The 22,562-nt window shown below is 73.7% G+C and carries 18 protein-coding genes and 1 riboswitch; of the genes, 10 read left to right on the top strand and 8 right to left on the bottom strand.

All coding sequences use genetic code 11. From position 1 onward, the window contains the following. Positions 1 to 62 precede the first annotated feature (62 nt). From ACIBR0_RS21015 to ACIBR0_RS21005, 3 genes are all read right to left on the bottom strand, one after another. Complete coding sequence (locus ACIBR0_RS21015) at positions 63 to 1,064, bottom strand: glycosyltransferase family 2 protein (RefSeq protein WP_396718050.1); 1,002 nt, start codon at positions 1,062 to 1,064, stop codon at positions 63 to 65. Then, complete coding sequence (locus ACIBR0_RS21010) at positions 1,061 to 2,713, bottom strand: carbamoyltransferase (protein WP_396718047.1); 1,653 nt, start codon at positions 2,711 to 2,713, stop codon at positions 1,061 to 1,063. Before ACIBR0_RS21010 ends, ACIBR0_RS21015 begins: the two co-directional genes overlap by 4 nt. A 149-nt stretch (positions 2,714 to 2,862) precedes the next feature. Further along, positions 2,863 to 4,080, bottom strand: coding sequence for a globin domain-containing protein (locus ACIBR0_RS21005; protein ID WP_396718045.1), 1,218 nt, complete (start codon positions 4,078 to 4,080; stop codon positions 2,863 to 2,865). A 159-nt stretch (positions 4,081 to 4,239) separates the two neighbouring features. On the opposite strand from ACIBR0_RS21005, the gene ACIBR0_RS21000 reads away from it, so the two are divergent. Both ACIBR0_RS21000 and ACIBR0_RS20995 read left to right on the top strand, forming a co-directional pair. Continuing rightward, positions 4,240 to 4,707 carry an RrF2 family transcriptional regulator gene (locus ACIBR0_RS21000; protein WP_396718043.1) on the top strand — a complete coding sequence of 156 codons (468 nt, stop codon included), beginning with the start codon at positions 4,240 to 4,242 and terminating at the stop codon, positions 4,705 to 4,707. 10 nt (positions 4,708 to 4,717) lie between these two features. Next, positions 4,718 to 5,356: a class I SAM-dependent methyltransferase gene (locus tag ACIBR0_RS20995; protein WP_396718041.1), complete on the top strand. Its 639-nt coding sequence runs from the start codon at positions 4,718 to 4,720 to the stop codon at positions 5,354 to 5,356. A gap of 150 nt (positions 5,357 to 5,506) precedes the next feature. Here ACIBR0_RS20995 and ACIBR0_RS20990 read toward each other — a convergent pair whose 3' ends face one another. Together ACIBR0_RS20990 and ACIBR0_RS20985 are read right to left on the bottom strand one after the other, a co-directional pair. Further along, positions 5,507 to 6,766 carry a hypothetical protein gene (locus ACIBR0_RS20990; RefSeq protein WP_396718039.1) on the bottom strand — a complete coding sequence of 420 codons (1,260 nt, stop codon included), beginning with the start codon at positions 6,764 to 6,766 and terminating at the stop codon, positions 5,507 to 5,509. 202 nt (positions 6,767 to 6,968) lie between these two features. After that, complete coding sequence (locus tag ACIBR0_RS20985) at positions 6,969 to 7,625, bottom strand: class I SAM-dependent methyltransferase (protein WP_396718037.1); 657 nt, start codon at positions 7,623 to 7,625, stop codon at positions 6,969 to 6,971. Positions 7,626 to 7,882: 257 nt separating this feature from the next. On the opposite strand from ACIBR0_RS20985, the gene ACIBR0_RS20980 reads away from it, so the two are divergent. The 3 genes from ACIBR0_RS20980 to ACIBR0_RS20970 all read left to right on the top strand — a co-directional run bounded on the left by ACIBR0_RS20980 (position 7,883) and on the right by ACIBR0_RS20970 (position 13,189). Next, on the top strand, positions 7,883 to 9,940 hold the full coding sequence (locus tag ACIBR0_RS20980) for a type IIA DNA topoisomerase subunit B (protein WP_396718036.1): 2,058 nt from the start codon (positions 7,883 to 7,885) through the stop codon (positions 9,938 to 9,940). A 32-nt stretch (positions 9,941 to 9,972) separates the two neighbouring features. Continuing rightward, positions 9,973 to 12,456, top strand: coding sequence for a DNA topoisomerase (ATP-hydrolyzing) subunit A (locus ACIBR0_RS20975; RefSeq protein ID WP_396718033.1), 2,484 nt, complete (start codon positions 9,973 to 9,975; stop codon positions 12,454 to 12,456). A gap of 214 nt (positions 12,457 to 12,670) precedes the next feature. Continuing rightward, complete coding sequence (locus ACIBR0_RS20970) at positions 12,671 to 13,189, top strand: TrmH family RNA methyltransferase (RefSeq protein ID WP_396718031.1); 519 nt, start codon at positions 12,671 to 12,673, stop codon at positions 13,187 to 13,189. A gap of 254 nt (positions 13,190 to 13,443) precedes the next feature. Here ACIBR0_RS20970 and ACIBR0_RS20965 read toward each other — a convergent pair whose 3' ends face one another. Then, complete coding sequence (locus tag ACIBR0_RS20965) at positions 13,444 to 14,082, bottom strand: alpha-ketoglutarate-dependent dioxygenase AlkB (protein WP_396718029.1); 639 nt, start codon at positions 14,080 to 14,082, stop codon at positions 13,444 to 13,446. A gap of 167 nt (positions 14,083 to 14,249) precedes the next feature. Here ACIBR0_RS20965 and ACIBR0_RS20960 point away from each other — a divergent pair, with 167 nt between their 5' ends. The 5 genes from ACIBR0_RS20960 (at position 14,250) to ACIBR0_RS20940 (ending at position 19,245) form a co-directional block, all read left to right on the top strand. Continuing rightward, the gene (locus ACIBR0_RS20960; protein WP_396718027.1) at positions 14,250 to 15,488 is read left to right on the top strand and encodes an acyltransferase family protein; all 1,239 of its coding nucleotides are present in this window, start codon (positions 14,250 to 14,252) and stop codon (positions 15,486 to 15,488) included. A gap of 92 nt (positions 15,489 to 15,580) precedes the next feature. Then, entirely contained in the window at positions 15,581 to 15,961 is a 381-nt protein-coding gene (locus ACIBR0_RS20955) for a hypothetical protein (protein ID WP_396718025.1), read from the top strand. A 138-nt stretch (positions 15,962 to 16,099) separates the two neighbouring features. Then, positions 16,100 to 16,846 (top strand): hypothetical protein, encoded by a 747-nt coding sequence (locus ACIBR0_RS20950; protein WP_396718023.1) that lies wholly within the window; start codon positions 16,100 to 16,102, stop codon positions 16,844 to 16,846. A 328-nt stretch (positions 16,847 to 17,174) separates the two neighbouring features. Then, positions 17,175 to 17,317: riboswitch (cyclic di-AMP (ydaO/yuaA leader) on the top strand. 225 nt (positions 17,318 to 17,542) lie between these two features. Beyond that, positions 17,543 to 18,391 (top strand): C39 family peptidase, encoded by an 849-nt coding sequence (locus ACIBR0_RS20945; protein WP_396718067.1) that lies wholly within the window; start codon positions 17,543 to 17,545, stop codon positions 18,389 to 18,391. A gap of 110 nt (positions 18,392 to 18,501) precedes the next feature. After that, the gene (locus tag ACIBR0_RS20940) at positions 18,502 to 19,245 is read left to right on the top strand and encodes an alpha/beta fold hydrolase (RefSeq protein WP_396718021.1); all 744 of its coding nucleotides are present in this window, start codon (positions 18,502 to 18,504) and stop codon (positions 19,243 to 19,245) included. Positions 19,246 to 19,324: 79 nt separating this feature from the next. Here the strand turns inward: ACIBR0_RS20940 and ACIBR0_RS20935 are convergent, their stop codons facing one another. Together ACIBR0_RS20935 and ACIBR0_RS20930 are read right to left on the bottom strand one after the other, a co-directional pair. Beyond that, positions 19,325 to 21,025 carry a CDP-glycerol glycerophosphotransferase family protein gene (locus ACIBR0_RS20935; RefSeq protein ID WP_396718019.1) on the bottom strand — a complete coding sequence of 567 codons (1,701 nt, stop codon included), beginning with the start codon at positions 21,023 to 21,025 and terminating at the stop codon, positions 19,325 to 19,327. Continuing rightward, positions 21,015 to 22,544, bottom strand: a complete 1,530-nt coding sequence (locus ACIBR0_RS20930; RefSeq protein WP_396718017.1) for a D-ribitol-5-phosphate cytidylyltransferase — start codon at positions 22,542 to 22,544, stop codon at positions 21,015 to 21,017. Before ACIBR0_RS20930 ends, ACIBR0_RS20935 begins: the two co-directional genes overlap by 11 nt. Between the last annotated feature and the right edge of the window lie 18 nt (positions 22,545 to 22,562).

Genomic DNA, 22,562 nt, shown 5'->3' with positions numbered 1-22,562 from the left:
GAGACGCGGGCCCGAAACCTCCATACCGGACCAGCTGCCCGAGGCAAGCGTTGGGCCAAACATCAGCGGCCCGTCCCGGGTCGCTCGGCACGGCTGCGCCACCAGCCGCGTACCCAGTGGGTGACGGCGAGCGGCGGGATCAGCGCGCTGGTCGCCAGCATCGTGCCGACCTCGTCGGCGGTGCGCGGACCGGGCGCGATCCGGGCCCGCGCGAACTCGGCCGTGCCGGCCGCCCAGGCGAGCGCGCCGGCCAGCGCGACGCCGCCCAGCGCCGGCCGGACCGCCGGCCGGGTCAGGGGACGCAGCGCGACGGCGGCCAGCGCGAGCGCGCCGGCGGCGGTGACCGCGACGTGCCGGCGCCGTCGACCGGGCGGCAGTTCCAGGGCGGTGCGGTACCCCGGCCCGTACAGCCGGCGCAGCAACGCGTCGTCGGCGTTGCCGCGCTGCACGCGCAGGCTCACCCAGCGGTCCTCGGGGCGTACCGGATGGGTGACCGATCGCTGCCCCCGAACCAGGCCCCAGCCGGCGAGCCGGACCCGGTGGGCCAACTCGGCGTCCTCCCGGTAGGCGCGCGGGAACCGCTCGTCGAACCCGCCGACCTCGGCGAGCGCCGTCCGGCGGTAGGCCATGTCGGCGGTGATCCAGGCGCCCTCGGCGAGCCCGGCGGTTCCGCGTTCCCAGTCGGTGGGGCGGCGGTCGGTCGGCAGGGGCACTCCGACACGGCCCTGCACGCCGCCGACGCGGTCGCCCACGGCGAGGTCCGCGACCAGCCGGCGGGCCCAGCCGCCGTCGGGCACCACGTCGTCGTCGAGGAAGACGACCCAGGGGGAGCGGGCCGCACGCCAGCCGACGTTGCGGGCCGCCGCCGGGCCCGCACCCGGCCCGACCAGCACCTTCGTGTACGCGGCCAGCGCCCCCGGCACCGCCAGCTCCCCGGTGGAGTCGCGGCGGTCGTCGACCAGCAGGATCTCCGGGTCGGGCAGGTCGGTGACCTGCGCGGCGAGCGCGTCGAGCAGCACCGCGAGGCTGGGTCGGCCGAGGGTCGGCACCACCACGCTGATCACCGGTCACCGCCCAGCGCGCCCCGCCGCACCGCGAACGGGCCGAGCGCCAGCAGCTCCACCGGCGCGGACCCGAACAGCTCCATCGCCTCGCGCGGCGTGTCCACCATCGGCCGGCCCGCCGTGTTCAGCGACGTGTTCACCACCACCGGCAGGCCGGTCAGCCGCTCGAACTCGGCGAGCATGGCGGCGACCACCGGCTCGGTGTCGTCGTGCACGGTCTGCACGCGGGCGGTGCCGTCGACGTGGGTGACCGCCGGGATGCGGTCCCGCCACTGCTCCTTCACCCGGTGCACGAAGAGCATGTAGGGGCTGGGGTAGACGCCCTCGAAGATCTCGGCGAACCGGTCGGCGCGGACCATCGGGGCGATCGGGCGGAACTGCTCCCGCCCCTTGACGTCGTTCATCCGGGCCGTGGTGGCCGGGTCGCCGGGGTGGGCGAGCAGCGACCGGTGTCCCAGGGCGCGCGGGCCGTACTCGCTGCGCCCCTGGAACCAGGCGACGATGCCGTTGTCGGCCAGCACCCGGGCCGCCTCGGCGGCGATCGAGTCGGGCCGGTGGTACGTCAGGGCGGCGCGGCGCAGCTCCGCCTCCAGTTCCTCGTCCGACCAGCCGCGCCCCAGGTCCGCACCACCCATCGGGGTGGACCGGTCACCCAGGTCGCGGGCCACGTGCAGGGCGGCGCCGAGCGCCGTGCCCGAGTCGCCGGCAGCCGGCTGCACCCACACGTTCCGGTACGGGCCCTCGGCGGCGAGCCGCGCGTTCGCCACGCAGTTCAGCGCGACACCGCCGGCCAGCGCGATCGTCGACGCACCGCCGGAGGCGTCGTGCAGCCAGCGGGACAGGTCGATGACGACCTCCTCCAGCCGGGCCTGCACGCTGGCGGCCAGGTCGGCGTGGTCCTCGGTCATCTCGCCGTCGGCGGTACGCGCCTTGGCCATGCTCGCCCAGTCGATTGTGTCAATGGTGAAGCCGCCCTCGGAGGTGACCCGGATCAGGTCGCGCAGCAGCCCCAGGTGCCTCGGCTTCCCGTACGAGGCGAGAGCCATCACCTTGTACTCGTCGCTGGAGTGCAGGAAGCCCAGGTGCCGGGTGAGGTCCTCGTACAGCAGGCCCAGCGAGTGCGGCAGCTCCTGCGCGTACAGCGGGTTGAGCAGGCCGTCGGAGTAGACGCCGGCCAGGTGGCTGGCCACCTCGCCGCGCCCGTCGAGGACGAGCACGGCGGTGTCGTCACCGCCCGACGGCGCGGCGAGCCCGGCCGACGCGGCGTGCGCCACGTGGTGCGGGACGAACCGCACCTTCGCCGGGTCCAGTCCGGGCAGGGCGGCGGCGAGGAACTGCGGCGCGCGCTGGGCGTACTCGACGCGCAGCCAGTCCCACGGGTCGGCGAGCCCGAGGCTGTCGGCTGGTCGGCAGAGGCCCGGGTCGAACGAGTAGGCGACCGCGTCGAGGTCGTCCACGTCGACACCGGCACTGGCCAGGCACCACGCGGCGGACAGTTCCGGAAGTTCCCACGCGGAGAACGGCACGGGACGCTTCCCGTGCTTACGGCGGCTGAACCGCTCCTCTTCGGCGGCGGCCACCACGCGGCCGTCGACCACGAGGGCGGCCGCCGGATCGTGAAAGATCGCGTTGATTCCAAGGACCCGCATGGTTCAGGTCCCTACCCTCCACTGCTCCTCCTAACCTGTAGATCATCGACTTCTCCGGAGTCGGCGATCGGTCGCGAGTGGAGATTGGACCGGCGGGGTGACCTGCTACTACGCAACGTCACCCCGCCAACACTGTTCGGTGCCGCCGGTCAGCCCCGGTCGTCGCGGAGCATGCCCGGCCCGAAGACCTCGTACGCGATCCGCTCGACCGGCACCCCGCGCCGCAGCAGGCCGCCGCGCACCGTGTTCATGAACGGCAGCGGTCCACAGAGGTGCACGTGCGAGTCGGGGGAGAGCGGGATCATCTTCGGGTCGACCCGTCCGGGGGAGACCGCCACCGGATCCACCTCGTCGCCGGGCTCCACCCGCTCGTACCAGAGGGTGGTGCGCAGGTTCGGCAGCGCGGCGTGCAGGCGCGGCAGTTCCGCGCGGAAGGCGTGCGCCGCGCCCGCCCGGTCGGCGTGCACGAGGACCACCGGGCGCTCCGGCGCGGTGACCGCGAGGTGCTCCAGTGCCGCCATCGCCGGCGTCAGTCCGATCCCGGCGCTGACCAGGAGCAGCGGGCCGTCGCCGGTGACCGCGCTGACCTCGCCGAACGGCGGGCTGAGCCGCAGCGTGGCGCCGATGGAGACGTGCTCGTGCAGGAAGGTGGAGACCACGCCGTCGGGCACGCCGGCGTGGCCGCGTACCCGCTTGACGGTGATCCGCCAGTGGTCCGCCCCGGGGCGACCGGACAGGCTGTACTGCCGGATCTGCTGCCCGCGGCCGTGGTCCAGGTCGACCGCGACGCTGGTGTACTGCCCGGGTGTGAAGCCGGGTACGTCGCCGCCGTCGACCGGCTCCAGGGTGAACGACACGACGTCGACGGCCTCCTCGGTCTGACCCGTCACCCGCCACTCCCGCCAGACCGGCTCGCCCTCGGCCAGTCCCGCCCCGGCGTACAGGCGGGCCTCCCGCGCGATCAGCTCGCAGGCCAGGAGCCAGTAGACCTCGTCCCACGCCGCGGCCACCTCCGGGGTCACCGCCTCGCCGAGCACCTCGCCGACGGCGGCGAGCAGGTGCCGGCCGACGATCGTGTACTGGTCCGGGGTGATGCCGAGGGAGGCGTGCTTGTGCGCGATCCGGTCCAGGATCGGCCCCCACGGCACGGTCGCGCCGCCGGTCAGGTGCGCGGCGTACGCGACGACCGCGCCGGCGAGGGCGGCCTTCTGCGCGCCGCTGGCCTGGTTGCCGCGGTTGAAGATGTTCAGCAGCTCGGGGTGGGCGGCGAACAGACGCTGGTAGAACCGGCCGGTGATCTCCGTACCGTGCGCCTGCACGGCCGGCAGGGTCGCGGTCACCACGGCTGCTGAGGACTCCGACAGCACGACTCGTGCTCCTTCCGGTTGACTCGTTGAGCTCCGTCAGAAAACAGGAATTTGAGATACCTCTTTAGGGTCGAAGGTCCCGGGTCGGCTGTCGGCGGGATCACACCGGCGTTCGCGCGGTCCGTGGTGCCCGTTGCCCGTGCTGGCTAGGGTCGGGACGTGAAGCTCAACCGGTCCACCGACATGGCGCTGCGCATCGCCATGCTCGCCGCCGCCAGCACCCGGCGGTTGACCGTGGACGAGCTGTCCGACCAGCTCGACCTGCCCCGCAACCACGTGGCCAAGGTCGTCCAGCGGCTGCACCACCTCGGCGTGCTCGTCACCGTCCGGGGCCGCTCCGGCGGCGTGGCGTTCGCCGAGGGCGGCGGCGAGGTCACGGTCGGAGGGGTCGTCCGGGCCTTCGAGGGTGATGCCGAGGTGGTCTCGTGCGACGCGCCGGCCTGCCCGCTGCGCGCCGCCTGCCGGCTCCGCGCCGACCTGCGCCGGGCGCAGGACGCCTTCCTCGCCGTCCTGGACGAGGTGAGCCTCGGCAGCCTCGTCGACGGCCCCGCCGGCCCGGTGCTGCTCGCCCTCGGCGCGGAACCACCCTCGGTGACCGTCGCCTCGGTCCGATCCCGCTCGCTCTGAAGGAGGACGCATGTCCGGTGGGAAAGTCTCGCACCCGGTGTTCGCGCGGGTGTACCAGCGCGCCACCGACACCATGGACCGCGCCGGCGTGGCCGTGTACCGCCGCCGGGTGGCGGCCGGTCTCACCGGCCGGGTCGTGGAGGTGGGCGCGGGCAACGGGCGGGCCTTCGCGTACTACCCGCCCACGGTCACCCACGTGCTCGCCGTCGAGCCGGAACCCCGGCTGCGGGCGGCGGCCCAGGAGGCGGCGACCCACGCGCCGGTGCCGGTCACCGTGACCGACGGGCTCGCCGAGGCGCTGCCGGTGGCCGACGGCGAGGCCGACGCCGTGGTCTTCTCGCTGGTGCTCTGTTCGGTGCCGGACCAGGCCGCCACACTGCGCGAGGCCCGCCGGGTCCTCCGGCCGGGTGGTCAGGTGCGCTTCTTCGAGCACGTACGCGCCGAGACGCCCGGCCTGCGCCGCGCGCAACGGGTGGTCGACGCGACGCTGTGGCCGGTGCTGTGCGGCGGCTGCCACACCAGCCGGGACACGGTGGGCGCCATCCGCGCCGCCGGCTTCACGATCACCGACCTGGACCGCTTCCCCTTCCCCGCCACCAGCATCCCGCTGCCCCCCACCCCCCACGCCCTAGGCACCGCCCACCTCTGACGCACCCACCCCGCCCCGCCCCCGCCCCGCCCCGCCCCGCCCCGCGATCTTGCACTTTGGGTCGCTCTTCTGTCACTAATGCCGCTTTCGCGGGGGCAGAAAGTGCAAGATCGCGGATTCGGAGTGGCGGGGGCGGGGGCGGGGTGGGGGTTAGGAGATGGTGATGGTGCCGGTGGGGGTGCGGGTGCAGGAGACGTCGCGGGCGGTGGTCGCGGCGGCACCGGTCAGGCACTGGCCGAGGACCTGGTGGCCGGTGGCGTTCGGGTGCCACGACTCCTGGCAGGTCTGGAAGTACGTGACGCAGGTGTTGGCGATCCGCTGGATGGCGATCTTGTCGTAGCCGGAGAGGCTGGTGACGAAGGTGCCGTTCGGCGGGTTGTCCTGGAGCCGGATCGGTGTGGCCAGGGCGCCGGCCGGGCTGGCCGACGACTCGCAGAGCCGGGCGCCGTCGAAGGCCCGCTGCACGTTGAGGTAGACCAGGTCGGCGCCGGGGAACTCGGCGGCCAGGGTGTCCCGGCTGGACTTGACCATGGTGCCGAGGCCCTGGGAGAAGCGGTGTCCGGGCAGCAGGCTGGCCCGGTGGATGGGGCAGCCGGCCGCGTACCGCTCGGCGCCCAGGGCGCGGAACTTGTCCCGGGTGTCGTCCCGGCTGTCCTCGGTGTGGAACGTCGGGTCCAGGTCGAACGGCAGCGGGTTGGTGTAGTCCTGGAAGACGACCCGGTGCTGGCCGTCGGCGTCGATCTCGCGCAGGGTGGCGAGGATCTGGCGTACGGCGGCGGTGGTCTCCGCCGTCGCGGCGCTGAGCTGGGCGGCGGTGGCGAGGTCGGCGTCGGAGCAGGGCTTCTGCTCCACGGGCCCGTTCAGGTACGCCCAGAACTCCCACCAGCCGGTCCAGGCGTCGGCGATGAACCGGTTGGCGCACTTCTCCGCGACGCTGCCGAACGTGAACGAGCTGTTGTTCGAGCCGAGCCCGAGCAGCACCAGGTCGATGTCGTGGGTCCGACCGACGGCGCGGAGCTGGTCGAGTTGCGCGGCGACCTGGCGGCCGTTGGTCCGCGCCGACGACGCGGCGGCGATGTCGTGCGGCTGGCCACCCGAGCAGGCCAGGTTGAACCGGTCCTGGATGCCCGGCAGGTTCGCCCGGTGCAGCGAGGCGTTCGCCGACCGGTGGCAGAAGAACGCGTTGCTGTTCGGCGCGGTCCATCCCGGGAAGCCCTGTGCGACGCCGTTGACGTCGACCACCGGGGTGTACGCCCCGGCGCCCTCGCCGCTGATGAAGCTGTCGCCGAGTGCCACCGCGGCGGTGGGCGGCGCCGCCGCGGCGGGAGCGGACAGTCCGACGGCGGTGGTGAGCGTGGCGGTGGCCACGGCGAGCACCGCCGCCGCGGCGGTACGACGGAATCTGGACATGACGTCCTCCATCTGTCCATCGAAACGTGAAAGATCCTCCGAGAGCGCGATCAGATCACCTTCATGTGACAGACGTCAATGCCTCGTAACGGGATCGTTCAGAGAGCGCCACACGAGGACGGGCCGCACGCCGTCGGGACGGCATGCGGCACCGACCCGGGACCGCGTGCGCGGCCTCAGGGCGTACCGGACGAGGGGTGACTCAGGCGGCGCGGCGGAACTCGGCGCGCCAGCGGCGTACGCCCTCGGGGTCCAGGAAGTGCTCGACCCGGGCGGGCGTGAGGCCCCCGGCGGCGAACGCGTCGACCTCGGCGCGGGTCAGCGGCCAGGGCGGCCCGGCCGGCCGCGTGTCGTCGTCGCCGCGCCCGGCGGCGATCACCAGCAGCGAGCCACCCGGCGCGACCAGCTCGCCTACCGCGGCGGTCGCGGCCGACCGCAGCCCCAGCGGCAGTGCCTGGACGGTCATGCTCTCCACGACCAGGTCGAAGCCGTGCCGCCACGGCGCCGGCGTGTCGAGCAGGTCGGCGGCCCGGTAGTCGACGGCGGAGCCGGGGTGCCGTTCCCGGGCGGCGGCCACGGCGGTGGGGGAGATGTCGAAGGCGACGGTGGTGAAGCCGAGACCGGCGAGGTGCTCGGCGTCCCGGCCGTACCCGCAGCCGACCACGACCGCCCGCCGCCCGTCGCCGGCGACGTGGTGCACGGAGGTCCAGTCCACGAGCAGGCCGTGCGGAGCGCTGCGCTCCCAGGGCACCACCGCCGCGCCCCGCGCCGCCTCCCGGTAGAGGCGGTCGAACCAGCCGGTCGGATCGCCGGCCGCGAGCGACTCCGCCGCCAGCCGGTCCGCGTCGTCCTCGCGCATGCCGGGCCCCCTCCCGTACGCGTGCCCCGCCCGGGGCACGACCGCCGACACGATAGCGGTCCCCACCGACAACAGGGTGTCGACCGGGTCACCGCCCGGAATCGTCCCGCGCCCCCGACCGTTGGGCCGGATGCGGCGGGTCGAGCGGGCGTCCACGGTGTTGTCGGGGCGTACGGCTAGGCTCGCTGCGGCGTGCCGCGCCGGCCACACCCGCCGGGAAGCGGCAGCACACCGCCGAGACCGGGGAGTACGACCAGTTGACCGCAGAGCCTGAGACCCTGTACGGGGCCGACGACCTCACGCACCTCGAGGGGCTAGACGCCGTCCGCAAGCGGCCCGGCATGTACATCGGCTCCACCGACAGCCGTGGCGTGGGTCACCTCGTCAACGAGATCCTCGACAACTCCACCGACGAGGGTGTCGCCGGTCACGCCACGACGATCACGGTGATCCTGCACGCCGACGGGTCCGTCCAGGTCGACGACGACGGCCGGGGCATCCCGACCGACGTGCACGCCAAGTCCGGCATCTCCGGCGTGGAACTGGTGCTCACCCGGCTGCACGCGGGCGGCAAGTTCGGCGGCTCCGGCTACAAGACCTCCGGCGGCCTGCACGGCGTCGGCGCGTCGGCGGTCAACGCGCTCTCCCGGCGGTTCGACGTGACGGTCCGCCGCGGCGGCAAGGTCCACGCCATGTCGTTCCGGCACGGCGTACCGGGAATCTTCGACGGCGACGGCCCGGACGCGCCCTTCACCGCCGGCCCCGGCCTCCAGGTCGTCGGCGGGATGAAGCGCGGCCAGCGCACCGGCACCTCGATCCGCTACTGGCACGACGCCCGCTACTTCGAGACCGGCGCGGCGCTCGACGTCGAGGCCGTCCGCACCAAGCTGCGCAACACCGCCTTCCTGGTGCCGGGCGTGGACTACCGCCTGCGCGACGAGACCGGCGAGGAGTCGACCGAGGAACGCTTCCACTATCCCGAGGGCCTCACCGCCATGGTGGAGTTCCTCGCGCCGGCCGGCGACCGGCCCGTCTCGGGCACCCTGCTCGTCACCGGCGAGGGCACCTACCGGGAGAACGCCGCCGACGCCAACGGCGTCATGCAGTCCAACGTGCAGCGCCGCGCCGAGGTCGAGGTGGCCCTCCGCTGGGGCACCGGCTACGAGCGCACCGTCGAGTGCTTCACCAACACCATCCGCAACGCCCACGGCGGCACCCACCGCAAGGGCTTCGAGCGGGCCCTGGCGCGCACCCTCGCCGACGCGATCCGCAACACCCGTGGCCTGCTCAAGGCCAAGGAGGACGCGCCCACCCTGGACGACGTCCTGGAGGGCATGACCGCCGTCGTGCACGTCCGGATCCCGGAGCCGCAGTTCACGTCGCAGACCAAGGACGAGCTGTCCACCGCCGGCATCACCAAGGTGCTCCAGTCGCAGGTGGAGCAGCACGTCAAGTCCTGGCTGGAGGACCGGCGCACCAAGGCCGAGGCCCGGACGGTGCTCCAGAAGATCGTCGACGCGGCCCGGGTGCGCCTGACCCAGAAGCAGCAGAAGGACGCCGCCCGCCGCAAGACCGCCCTGGAGGGCGCGGCGATGCCGGCCAAGCTCGTCGACTGCCGGTCGGCCGGCATCGAACGCAGTGAGCTGTTTATCGTGGAAGGCGACAGCGCCTTGGGAACAGGGCGACTTGCCCGATCTGCCGAGTATCAGGCGCTTCTTCCGATCCGGGGCAAGATCCTCAACGTGCAGAAGGCCAACCTCCAGCAGGTGCTGGACAACGCCGAGTGCGCCGCGATCGTGCAGGTGCTCGGCGCCGGCTCCGGCCGCACGTTCGACCTGTCGGCCATGCGCTACGGGCGGGTGCTCATCATGGCCGACGCCGACGTGGACGGCGCGCACATCCGTACGCTGCTGATCACGCTCTTCGCCCGCTACATGCGCCCGCTGATCGAGGCCGGCCGGCTGTACGCGGCCATGCCGCCCCTGCACAAGATCACCACCAGGGGGCGCAACCCGCAGACGGTCTACACGTACACGCAGGCGGAGATGGAGACGACGGTCCGCCGGCTGGAGAAGTCCGGCAAGCAGATCGTCACCCCGATCCCGCGCTTTAAGGGTCTCGGAGAGATGGACGCCGACGAGCTGTGGGAGACCACGATGAACCCGGCCACCCGGGCGGTCCGCCGGATCACCCTCGACGACATCGACGCCGCCGAGCGCATCCTCGACCTGCTGATGGGGGAGAAGGTCGAGCCGCGCCGCAACTGGTTGATCGACTCCGCCGACCGGGTCGACCGGGAGGCGATCGACGCATGACGACCGCTGCCGTTCGAGGGGAAAGCTGAGCCATGGCACGCCGCAAGGAAACGAAGGTCGACCTCTCCGCGTTCGACCAGGCCGGCGCGCGGGTCTTCGACAACCCCCTGGTCACCGAGGTCTCCGACTCCTACCTGGAGTACGCGTTCTCGGTCATCCACAGCCGAGCCCTGCCCGACGCCCGCGACGGCCTCAAGCCGGTGCACCGGCGCATCCTCTACTCGATGAACGAGAACGGCTTCCGGCCGGACCGCGCGCACGTCAAGTCGGCGCGGGTGGTCGGCGACGTGATGGGTCGGTACCACCCGCATGGCGACACCGCAATCTACGACGCGATGGTCAGGCTCGCTCAGGACTTTTCGCTCAACGCGCCACTCATCGACGGGCATGGCAACTTTGGAAGCCCAGACGATGGACCAGCTGCCTCGAGATATACCGAAGCGCGCATGTCTGCCGCCGCGATGCTGCTCGTGGGCGAGCTGGGCGAGGACACCGTCGACGTCGAGCCGAACTACGACGGCTCGCTGACCCAGCCCACCGTGCTGCCGGCCGCCTTCCCGAACCTGCTGGTCAACGGGGCCTCCGGCATCGCGGTCGGCATGGCGACCAACATGATCCCGCACAACCTCGGCGAGGTCGTCTCCGCCGCCCGCTGGCTGATCAACCACCCGGACGCCACGCTGGACCGGATCATGGAGTTCGTCCCCGGCCCGGACCTGCCCACCGGTGGCCTGCTGCTCGGCCTCGACGAGGTGCGGCGGGCGTACGAGACCGGGCGCGGCGTGGTGCGCATGCGCGGCAAGGTGGAGATCGGTCCCCTGGAGGGCAGCCGCGGCCGGCAGGCCATCACCGTCGTCGAGCTGCCGTACGGCGTCGGCGCGGAGAAGGTCATCGCCGCGATCACCACCGAGGTGACGAAGACCAAGCGGCTCACCGGCATCGCCGACGTCAAGGACCTCACCGACCGGGAGAACGGCACCCGTCTGGTCATCGAGTGCAAGGTCGGCGTCAACCCTCAGGCGCTGCTCGCCGACCTCTACCGGCTCACCCCGCTGGAGCAGTCCTTCGGCGTCAACAATCTGGTGCTGGTCGACGGGCAGCCGCGCACCCTCGGGCTGAAGGCGCTGCTGGAGGTGTTCCTGGCGCACCGGTACGAGGTGGTGACCCGGCGCAGCGCGTACCGGCGGCGCAAGCGCCAGGAGCGCCTGCACCTCGTCGACGGCCTGCTGATCGCGCTGCTCGACATCGACCGCGTGGTGAAGCTGATCCGGGCCAGCGAGGACGCGCAGGCCGCCAAGGACGGCCTGATGCAGAAGTTCAAGCTCTCCGAGATCCAGGCCACGTACATCCTGGACACTCCGCTGCGCCGGCTCACGAAGTACGACCGGATCGAGCTGGAGGCCGAGCAGGAGAAGCTCCGCGCCGAGATCGCCGAGCTGTCGAAGATCCTCGACGACGAGGCGGTGCTCAGGAAGGTCGTCTCCGACGAGCTGGCCGCCGTCGTCAAGCAGTTCGGCACGCCGCGCCGCACCACCCTGGTCGACGGTGACCTCAAGGAGGTCCTCGCCGCCTCCGTACCGGCCGGCCCGCTGGAGGTCGCCGACGACCCGTGCCAGGTGATCCTGTCCGCGACCGGGCTGGTCGCCCGGACCGCGGCGGAGTCGGAGGAGACCTCCGAGGGGCGCCGCCGGCAGGGCCGCGTCAAGCACGACGCGGTACGCGCCGTCGTGCACTCCACCGCCCGGGGCCGGGTGCTCCTGGTCACCAGCGCCGGCCGGGCGTTCAAGGTCGACGTCCTGCCCCTGCCGGTGCTGCCCGAGCAGGCCGGCACGGTGTCGCTGCGGGGCGGGATGTCCGCCGCCGAGCTGGTGCCGCTGGAGCCGGGCGAGACGGTGGTCGGGCTGGCACCGCTCGGGTCGTCGGCGGACGGGTCCCCGGGCCTGGCGCTGGGCACCCGGCTGGGCGTGGTGAAGGTGTGCGCGCCGGACTGGCCGGTGCGGTCCGACGAGTTCGAGGTGATGGGCCTGCGTGAGGGTGACGAGGTGGTCGGGGCGACCTGGCTGACCGACGGCGCCGAGTCGCTGACCTTCGTCACCTCCGAGGCGTCCCTGCTGCGGTTCCCGGTCGCGCTGGTGCGCCCGCAGGGCCTCAAGGGCGGTGGCATGGCCGGCGTCAACGTGCCGGCCGGCGCGCGGGTGGTGTTCTTCGGCGCGGTCCGCACCGACGACCCGACGCACGGCGACCCGATGGTGGTCACCTCCACCGGCGCCACGGTCAAGGTGACGCCGTTCGGGGCGTACCCGGCGAAGGGCCGGGCGACCGGCGGCGTGCGCGCGCAGCGGTTCCTCAAGGGTGAGACCGACGTGGTCGCGGCGTGGGTCGGTCCGCGTCCGGTCGGTGCCACCGCGAACGGCGATCCGGTCGAGCTGCCGGCGGCGGACCCGCGTCGCGACGGCTCCGGCTTCGCCGTGATGCTCGGCCCGACGGTGATCGGCCACCAGGTCGAGCGCCCCTGACCCGCCGCCCGACGGGGCCCGCCGGCGTGCCGCCGCGCGGGTCCCGGCGGCCCGGGTCGCGGGGAGCGGTGAGCCGGCCACCAGGCCGAGCGGAGTGGACCGGCGACGGCCTACACTGGGGCGGCTCTGTCATCGTCGATGGCTCGTGTGCGCCGCGAAGCACACCTCGCATGTTCCTGGCCTTCTCCTTCCGCGGCGGAGTCGCCGTCGCGGCATGACCGCCGCTATCCGGGTTCGCCCGTCCCGCGAGCTGCGGGCCGCCCGCCGTACCCGCCCGCACCGCTGTTGGGGTCATCTGGTGGCGGCCCCGCTCTGGCCGATGCACGGCGCGAACCTCGGTACGCTCCTGCGCACCTGCGATGCCGTCGGCGCCTGCCTCGCGGTGCCGCCGTTCCGCTGGGTCGACGAGGCCGTCGCCCGGGGCAACACGTTGCGCCGGCCGGGCTGCGTCCACCGGGTCGGCTCACCGCTGCGTTGGCTGGCCGCCGAACGGGCCGCCGGCAGCCGCGTCCTCGGCGTCGAGTTGGCCGACGAGGCGATCCGGCTCGGCGACCTGCCCGCCGCTCGGGGAAGGACCGTGGTCGTCCTCGGGCACGAGCAGGGCGGCATTCCGCCGGAGGCGCTCGACAGCCTGGACGCGGCCGTGGAGATTCCGATGGTCGGCGCCGGCCACAGCCTGAACGTGGCCGTCGCCGGCTCGCTCGTCCTCTACAAACTGGCCGGCCTCCTCTGACCCGCGACGCTCTGCCGGTGCGGCGGGCACCGTGCGCGGGGCGGGATGGCGCGGGCGGCGGTGGGATTGAGTGGTGTGAGCGTGATGTCTCAGAGACATATTGATGTCTGTGCGACATCACGTCGTGAATGGTCCGTCGCACCGTCTCGCGCGGTTGATCCACTCGCCTTCTGTGAAGTCGGGGTGTCCTGGTTCAGGGATGCCCCGACTTCAGTGAAGTCGGAGGCCGCGGGGCGCGGGGCGCGGGGCGCGGGTCAGGCCACGCCGGCGGGGCGGAACTGGACGCTGATCCGGGGGCCGACCGGGCGGGCGGTCTTCGGGATGGCGTGTTCCCAGGTGCGCTGGCAGGACCCGCCCATCACGACGAGGTCGCCGTGCCCGACGGGGAAGCGCAGGCTCTCCCCGCCCCCGCCGCGCGGGCGCAGCAGGAGGGGGCGGGGAGAGCCGAAGGAGACGATGGCGACCATCGTGTCCGTGTGCGCCGAGCGGCCCTGGGTGTCGCCGTGCCAGGCGACGCTGTCACGGCCGGTGCGGTAGAGGCACATGCCGGCGGTGACGAAGGGCTCGCCCAACTCGTCGGCGTAGTGCCGGGTGAGCGTGTCGCGGGCCGTGGCCAACACGGGGTGGGGCAGCGGCCGGCCGGCGCCGTACCAGCAGAGCAGTCGGGGGACGTCGACGTCGGCGTCGTACATCCGGCGGCGCTCGGCGCGCCACGGCACGTCCCGCAGGAGGATGTCGAGGACCTGGTCGGAGCCGCGGACCCAGCCGGGCAGGTGGTCGACCCAGGCGCCGCGGCTCAGCTGGTGCCGGGTGACGTGACCGGTGAGCGGCCCCAGCGCGGGGCCCTCCTCGGCGAGGTCCAGCATCGAGGGCTGGTAGGCGACGTCCGACACGCCGCCGATCCTACCCCACGATCGAACACCCGTACGAGAGCGGCCCGCCGGGTAAGGTCGCGGTCGGCCTCCGGCGACGAGCCCCGACCCGCGGGCACGGCCGGTGACGCGAAGCGTGAAGGAGTTGCCGCCGTGCTGGTGTTCCTGACGACCGTGGGCCGTTCCGCGTGACGGCGGCGCCCGTCGCCGACCAGGTCGCGTCCGGCGCCACCGGCGGCACCCGCGCGCCCGGCGGCACCTCCCGGTTGCCGTCGCTGACCGGGTTGCGGTGGATCGCCGCGCTGCTCGTGTTCGGTTTCCACGCCGGCACGATGGGGATCGTGGCGGAGCCGGCCTACAAGGCGGTCGTCGACCGGATGTTCACCCTCGGCCTGTCCGGCGTGCAGTTCTTCTTCATCCTCAGTGGATTCGTGCTGGTGTGGTCGGCCCGGCCGGGCGAGACGAAGCGGACGTTCCTGCGTCGCCGGCTGGCCAAGATCTACCCGAACCACCTGCTGATGTTCCTGGTGGTGCTCCTGGTCGGGTACGCGATGGCCGACCCGGTGAACCCGCGCGCCGTGGTGGAGAACCTGCTGCTCGTGCAGGCCTGGGACCCCACGCCCGGCATCTTCTACAGCGTCAACAACGTGAGCTGGTCGCTCTCCTGCGAGCTGTTCTTCTACGCGTGCCTGCCGTTCGCGCTGCCCCTGGTCCAGCGGACGCGCCCGGGTGTGCTGTGGGCGGTGGTCGTTGCCGTACCGCTGTTGATCGTCGCCCTCTGGCCGGCGCAGCAGCTGGTGCCGGAGGAGAGCCGCTGGTGGTTCACGCAGATCTTCCCGCCGGTGCGGTCGCTGGAGTTTTGGATGGGCGTGGCGGCCGCCGAGCTGATGCGGCGCGGCCGGTGGCGGGGGCCGGGGCTGGGCGTGGCCACCGTCGTGTTCGTGGCCATCTGGTTCGCCGCGGGGGAGTGGATCCGCGCCGAGCTGTGGGCGGGACTGCTGTCGGTCGCGTACATCCTGGTCATCACGGCCGCCGCGGGCGCGGACGTCCGCGGTCGGCGGACGCCGTGGCGCAATCGGCCCATGGTCTGGCTCGGTGAGGTGTCGTTCGCCTTCTACATGGTGCACGTCTTCGTCATGGTGACCGTGCTGCGCCTCACCGGCCACTACGGCGTCGGCCTGCCCGGATGGTGGGGCCCGGCGGCGGTGGTGGGCTTCGGGCTGGTCAACCTGGTCCTCGCCGGGCTGCTGCACCGCTTCGTGGAGACGCCGATGATGCGCCGGCTCGGGCCGCGCCGTCGCTCGGCGTCGACACCCGTGGGGGACCGGGCGGACGGCGCCGTGCCGGGTCCGTCGGCGGCGCCGTCCGTCCCGTCGGCCCAGGCCGCCGGTGACGACGGACCCCGGGTGTACGCGCACCACCGCTAGCGGTGTCCACCGTGGTGGATCGCGGGTGACGGGTGGGTGTCGACACGCCCGCCAGCAATGCGGGCGAGCGGCGTCGGGGGTAGCGTGACGTCGTGCTTCCGGTCGCGCTCACCTGTCCGTTGTGGTGGGTGACGCGCTGGGCGTCGCGCCTGCTGGTCGGCCTCGCCCTGACCACCGGTCTCACCCTGGGCGCCGCCGCGCCCGCCGTGGCGACGACACCCGTCCTTCCCGCCGTGGCCGTCCCGTCCGTCGTGCTCGCCGTCCCGGCGGGCGTCGCGGGCATGCTGCCCGGCCCGGCGGTGCAGGTCGCACCGGGCGCGCTCGCCGGCCTGTCGTGGCCCGAGCCGGCGGCACCGCCGGTCGCCGCCGAGGCAGCCGTGTCCGCCGGTTGTGCCGTGCCGGACGCCGCCGTCCGGGCGCCCGCCGGCCGGGCCCCGGCCGCCCCTGGATCCCGTGCGCCGCCGGTCGCCTGACCCGTCCGGGCGTACGCCCGCACCGCCTCCCCGAAGCTCCCCACCGCGCATCCCGCGCCTCGACCATCCCGCACCCGGGGTGAGTCGGCCCGACGCGCACCCGACGTCTCTTCCGCTTCCTGAGTGAGGTTGCCGGCCATGACCATCGTCCTGAACGAGTTCCTCCTCGACGTGCCCCGCGCCACCGCCATCTGGTCGGTGCTGCTCGTCCTCGCCCTGACCGTGCTCACCGTGCTCGTCGCCCGTCCCGAGCGCGAGCAGCCCACCGACGACCCGCCCGCCCCGCCCGTCGAGGACCTGGCCGACCTGCGCCGGTACGCCGACGAGGTGGCGGTGGCCGCGGCCGGCGCCGCGCAGACCGCCCGGCGGCGCCGCGAGGCGTGGCTGGCCGTACAGGAGGAGGTGGACCGGGCCTGGACGGCGTACGACGAGGCGGAGACCGCCGCCCGCCGCTTCGTCGGCACCGGGGCGCTGCCCAGCCCCCGCACGCCCCGCACCCCGGCCGAGTACGCGACCCGGGAGCGCTGGCTGCACCAGACGGCGATGGCCGCCCACTGGCGGGGTGACCTGTCCGCCCGCCAGCTCAGTGACGTCTTCGGCCACCGGCACGGCTGGAACCCGCGCCGGCACCCCGTGGAGCAGGAGGTGGTGCTGGCTCGGGCGGTACGGGACGGGAAGCTGGCCGCGTACCGGGCCGCAGCCGGGCGGGAACAGGCCGCGTGGCGGGACGCCGAGGTGGCCGCCGAGGCGGCGCGTACGCTCGCCGCCGAGGCGTACGCGGCGGCGGCCCGGTTGCGTCCGGGGCGGGTGCCGGCGGCCCGGGAGGTGGCGCCGGCGCCACGGCCGGTGGCCGCCGCGCGGTGGCGGCCGGCCCGCGTGGGCTGAGCAGCGGCCTGCGTTCCGCGCTCCGGCGCTCCGGCGCGATTTTGTCCCGCTTTTTCGGTGAGGCCGGTCACACGTTTCCGGAACGGGGCATCCGACTCAGCCCGGTCGATTGCTCCCGGCGGTTCGGGGGCGATCACGCACGCTCGTCCCGTTGTCCCCTTCAGGGGTGTTCCCGCGACCCCCGTCCCATTGAGTCTCGTCAGTGCATAACTGCCGTAAAATTGCTGACGCAAAACAGGTTTACGCAGGTGGGAGCGGCTTGGCAGGGCGGTGACCGGCCAGTAGTGTCGGCGCGTCCGGTGCGGTTCCCGATCGCAAGGAGCGACGCCGCGCCGACCCGCTCAATCGTGATGATCACGAACCGGGGACCCAGTGCACGTTGGGGTGAATCCGCGGGCCCACGGCCCGCGGTAGGGCGTACTTCCCGCCCGAATCCGTCAGCTAACCCGGTAGGCGGCACCGGAAGGAGTTGCACTCGTGCAGCACGCACCCACCCCCTGGTTGTTCCGCCGTCTCCACGGCGCCGCGGTGTCCGTGCTCGCCCGGCCGGTGGCCGCGAGCTGACCCACCGCGCTGCCCGGTAGTCCCGGGCGCCCTCTCCAGAAGTGGTCCACCGCCGCGCCGACGTCGTCCGCGCGGAGGGCCCGTCGCTGTCCTGCGCGGCGGGGACCCGGTGTGCCGCTCGCCCCCGAGCCCGTGGAGGAACACGTGAAGCACCACCTCAAGCGACAGCTCCGACGACTGGCCTCCGAGCGCCCGTACCAGGTGGCCGCCGCGTCGGCCGCCGCGCTCGTCCTGGCCTCCGGCGGCGCCCTGTTGACCGGCGGCGACGACGCCCCGGCCGCCGCGCAGACCCCGGTCGGCGTGGCGGAGCTGCGCGGCGACACCACCGTCGCGTCGCGCGGCGAGGCCCGGACCGCCGCGGCCCCGTCCAGCGCCGCTCCGGCCAGTGCGGCTCCGGCGTCCCCGAGCGCCGCCGCCAGCACCGCCGCGCCGAACCCGGATCTGACCCGCAAGCCGGAGCCGCCGAAGGCGCCGACGCGCAAGATCCTGAAGTACGACTACGAGGCGCAGACCACCTACTTCAACTGCGGTCCGGCCGCCGTCCGGAACGCCCTGAGCGCCACCGGCATCGCCCGCACCCAGGACCAGCTCGCCGGCCCGCTCGGCACCACCGAGATGGGCACGAACTCGGCCGAGGACACCACCCGCGTCCTCAACGCCGTCGTCAAGGGCGACCCGTACCGCACCCGGATGATCCCGGGCGGCGCGGCCACCCCGGCGCAGATGGACCGGCTCCAGGCCGACGTGGTCGCCGCCATCGCCGACGGCCGTGGCGTCGTGGTCAACGTGGCGGGCACCGCCACCGACACCGAGGGCGGCTGGCACTCGTTCCCCGGCGGCCACTACATCGCCGTGGTCGGCTACTCCGACGACGGCCGCCTCGTGCGCATCGCCGACTCGGCCGACCCGGCGACCCCGGCGTACTGGATGACCGCCATCGACCTGGCGAACTGGGCCGCCACCCGCGGATACTCCGCCTGACCGACGCGCTCCACCGCGGGCGTCGACCTCCGAGCAGGGGGTCGGCGCCCGTTGTCGTACCGGCGTCGCGGCTCTCGCCCGGGCGGTCCGGCCGGTGGCAGACTGCGCGCATGGTCGATGAATCGGGTGACCGGGACGGGCGTCCCGTCCTGCTGCTTCTGCACGGCATGGGCGCCACCGGGGAGGTGTGGCTGCCCTCGGCGCCGCTGCTGGAACGCCGCTGGGCGGGGCGCTGGCTGGCACCGGACCTCGCCGGTCACGGCTGGTCGCCGCCGCTGCCGGCGTACTCGTTCACGGGGCTGGCCGACCGGCTGGCCGGGAGTCTCGCCCCGACCGACCGGCTCGTGGTGCTGGGGCACTCCCTCGGCGGCGTGGTCGGCCTGGCGCTGGCCGCGCGGACGGCGGGGCTGCCGGTGGAGGCGGTCGTCGGGTTGGGCATCAAGGCGGTCTGGTCACCCGGGGAGCTGGCGAAGGCCGGTGACCTGGCGGCGCGGCCCGTGACCTGGTTCGCCGGCCGGGACGAGGCCGCCCGTCGCTACCTGCGGGTCTCCGGCCTGGCCGGACTCCTCGCACCCGACCATCCCCTGGTCGAGGCGGGTCTGCGGCAGGTCGACGGGCGGTGGCGGCTGGCGATGGACCCGGCCGCGTTCGCCTCGGGAGAGCCCGACCTGGCGGCACTGCTGGCCGCTACCGACGTGCCGGTGGTGCTGGCCCGGGGCGAGAACGACCCGTTGGTCTCCGACGCGCAGCTCAAGGAGTTCGGCGTCCCGGTCGCCACGCTGCCCGGCCTCGGGCACAACGCCCACGTCGAGGACCCCGAGGCCGTCCTCGCCCTCGTCGACCCGTACCGCTGACGTCCGCCGACGGCCGGACGGGGCCGGGACGGAGGCACCTTTACAACGGTGAGAACTTGTAAAGAATTTTCCGCCGGATTCAGGCCGTCGGGGAGAGCGGCGCGGTGTCCGCGGCGCGCGGCGCGGGCACCGCCGCGCCGCCGTCGATCTCGCGACGCGCGGCCGCGAGGAAACCCTCGGCGTACGTCTCGACGGGGAAGTCGCCGAGGTACCGGGTCCGGGTGGCCCACCGGGTCGCCGCGAGCGGATCCGTGTCCAGCAGCCGGTCGAGGACGTTGTCCACGTTGGACATGTCCCGGCGCAGCACGTAGCCCGACCCGGCGAGGGGGAACTCCGCCACGAACTCCTCGCCGCCGCCCACCATGTCGGTCACCGCGTACGGCTTGCCGGAGTAGAGGTAGTCGGAGATGACCCCGGAGACGTCGGAGACCAGCGCGTCGGAGCGGTTCACGCACTCGACCAGGGTGAGGTCCCGGCTCGCGGCGGCGCCGAAGACGTGCGGCCGGCCGGTGCGCGCCCGGTCCGCCGCCAGCAGCTCGGTCAGCCGGCCGAGCTGCCGTGCCGAGGCCGGGTTCTGCGTGGTGTACGGGTGCGCCCGCAGGATCACCGTCGCGCCCCGGTCCAGCAGCCGCCGCAGCAGCGTCTCGGCCACCGGCAGGGAGCAGTAGTTGGTGTCCGCGTGGTGCCCCGTCCAGGTGGGGGTGTAGAGCACCGTCGGGTGGGCGCGGTCCGGCACCGGCTCGGCGCGTACCTCGATCTTCTCGACCTGGGGGCGACCGACCACCACGAACTTCTCCGCGGGGATCTCCACGCCGGCGCGGGCGTACCGGTCGACGGCGGCCCGACCCGCGACGAAGATCCTGTCGAAGATGGCCGAGACCGGGTTGGCGCTGGGGGCCTTGTCGCTGTCACCGTGGTGCAGCTGCACGTGGGTGAGGTGGGTGAAGCGGATGCAGTGCGCGTTCTTCGCGCCGTGGTTGACGTAGAAGGCCACCTTGACGCTCGGCACGAGCACCTCGTCGATCGCCTTGAGCGTCGGGCAGTACACCACCGGCGCGGTGGTGGCCGCCGCCACGGTCGCCAGGAACTCCGGCTCCCGCAGCACCACCAGGAAGGGCCGGCCGATCCGCTCCAGGTAGGGCAGCCACATGGTGACCTGGTACTCGGAGCCCGGCGGCGCGGAGAAGTAGAGCAGGAACTCGGGTCGGTGCCGGCGCAGGGCCTGCGCCACCGGTCCGCCGCCGGCCGGCGGCCGGAACCGCCGCCGGGCCAGGTCCAGCCCGACCGCGCCCGCGGCCAGCCCGACCAGCAGGGCCACGACCAGCGCGACGACCGCCGGCAGGGTCAGGGCGGCGGCCACCGCGACGAGGCCCAGCAGCACCAGCAGGATCGTCGGCAGCTCCGCGGCGACCACCGGGGCCAGGGGGCGTACCGGCAGGTTGGCCGCCCGGATCTCCAGGTTGCCGGCGTCGCGCAGCGGACCCATCAGCAGGACCAGGCCCAGCAGGACCAGCGCGGTCGCCGCCAGCGCCGGGTCGAAGCCGGCGTCCAGGCGCCGGGCGTACCCGGTGAGGACACCCGCCGCGACCAGGACCAGCTCGGCCACGCCGTCGGCGCCGGGGCGCACCCGGCGCTCCCAGGCGGCGGCGGCCAGGGCGGCGACCGCCACACCGAGGCCCCAGCCGGTCGCCCCGGTCAGTGCGAGCACGACGAACGCCGCCACCGCGAGCCCCGTGGCCAGGCCCCGGGCGATCAGCTTCCGGACGAGGTCACCACGCATACTGCTCCGCCCCCACCTGGTCCGCCGGCTGGTCGCCGCGCTCCACCCCGGCCTGCGCCGGGACCACCGCCGCCGGCTCCACCGCGTCGGCCCCGCCGGCCGACCGGCGTACGTCGATCACCTGCCCCGTCAGCCCGGACAGCAGCACGTCCAGCGACGCGCGGGCCACCGCCTCGGCCGACAGCAGGGTGTGCGCCGGCTCCTCGCCGAACGCCCGGGTCCGCATCGGGGTCGCCGTCCGCTCCGGGTTGACGCAGTTGACCCGTACGCCGGACTCCGCCCACTCGTCGGCGAGCGCCTGCGTGAGGTTTACCAGCGCCGCCTTGGTGGCCGAGTAGAGCGCGTAGCGGGCCCGGCCGCGCGTGTACGAGCTGGACGTGTAGAGCAGCAGCTGGCCGCGGGTCTGCCGCAGGTACGGCAGCGCCGCCCGGGCGACGGTCACCGGCCCGAGGAAGTTGACCTGCAGCACCCGGTCGATGGTCTCCGGGTCCATCCCGGCCAGCTCGCCCTTCTCCAGCACGCCGGCGGTGACCACCACGTGGTCCACGCGGCCGGTGGCGGCGAAGGCCGTCTTCAGTGCGGCCTCGACGTCCTCGGGGCGCTCCACGTGCGTGCCCGTGGTGGAGCGGCTGAAGGGGAAGACGCGGGCGCCGAAGCCGCGGGCCAGTTCGGTCAGCTCGTGCCCGATGCCGTAGCTGCCGCCGAACACCACGATGGTGCGCCCGGTCAGCTCCTCGGTGTAGCCGCGGTGGTCGGCCAGCCGGTGCGCCTTGGCGGCGGAAAGCTGGAAGAGCTTGTCGGCGAGGTGCACGTCGACCGGGTGGGTGACCTTGATGTTCTCGTCCGCGCCGTCGATCACCTTGATCGGGGTGTCGGGCAGGTAGCGCAGCACCACGCCGCAGTCGTCGGTGGCCGCGAAGTCCGGGTCGTCCGCCGCGCGCCGGTACGCCTCGCGGATGGTGCCGGACCGGAACGCCTGCGGGGTCTGGCCGCGGCGCAGCCGGGAGCGGACCGGGATGTCGGTGATGCAGTCGTCGGCGTCGACCTGGATGATCGTGTCCGCCGACGGGATCGCCACGTCGACGGCCGCGTACGTCCAGAGCGCGTTGACGCACTCCCGGATGATCCGGCCGCTGACCAGCGGGCGTACCGCGTCGTGGAACAGGATGTTGCAGTCGTCCGGGCCGATGACGTCCAGGGCGAGGCGGGTGGTGGCGTTACGGGTGTCGCCGCCCTCGACGACGGTCGTGACCTTGCGGAAGCCGGCCCGCTCGACGATGCGTTCGGCGTCCGGGACGTGACCGGCGGCCATCAGCACGACGATCTCGTCGATCTCCGGTGCGGCCTCGAAGACGGCGAGGGTGTGTTCGATGATCGGCTTGCCGGCGATCTTCACGAGCTGCTTGGGGATGCCCAGACCGAGCCGGGTGCCGGTACCCCCGGCCAGGATCACCGCCACGGTCCGGGTGGGTCGCCACGGTGCGGTGCCGGCCGGGGTGGGGGAGCCGTCCTGTGTCATCGCCGATCCTCACTGCTG

This window comes from Micromonospora sp. NPDC049497, assembly GCF_044465805.1.
Taxonomy (GTDB): Bacteria; Actinomycetota; Actinomycetes; order Mycobacteriales; family Micromonosporaceae; genus Micromonospora.
The sequence above is the reverse complement of the archived record's forward strand: the minus strand, read 5'-3'. Positions and strand labels throughout refer to the sequence as shown.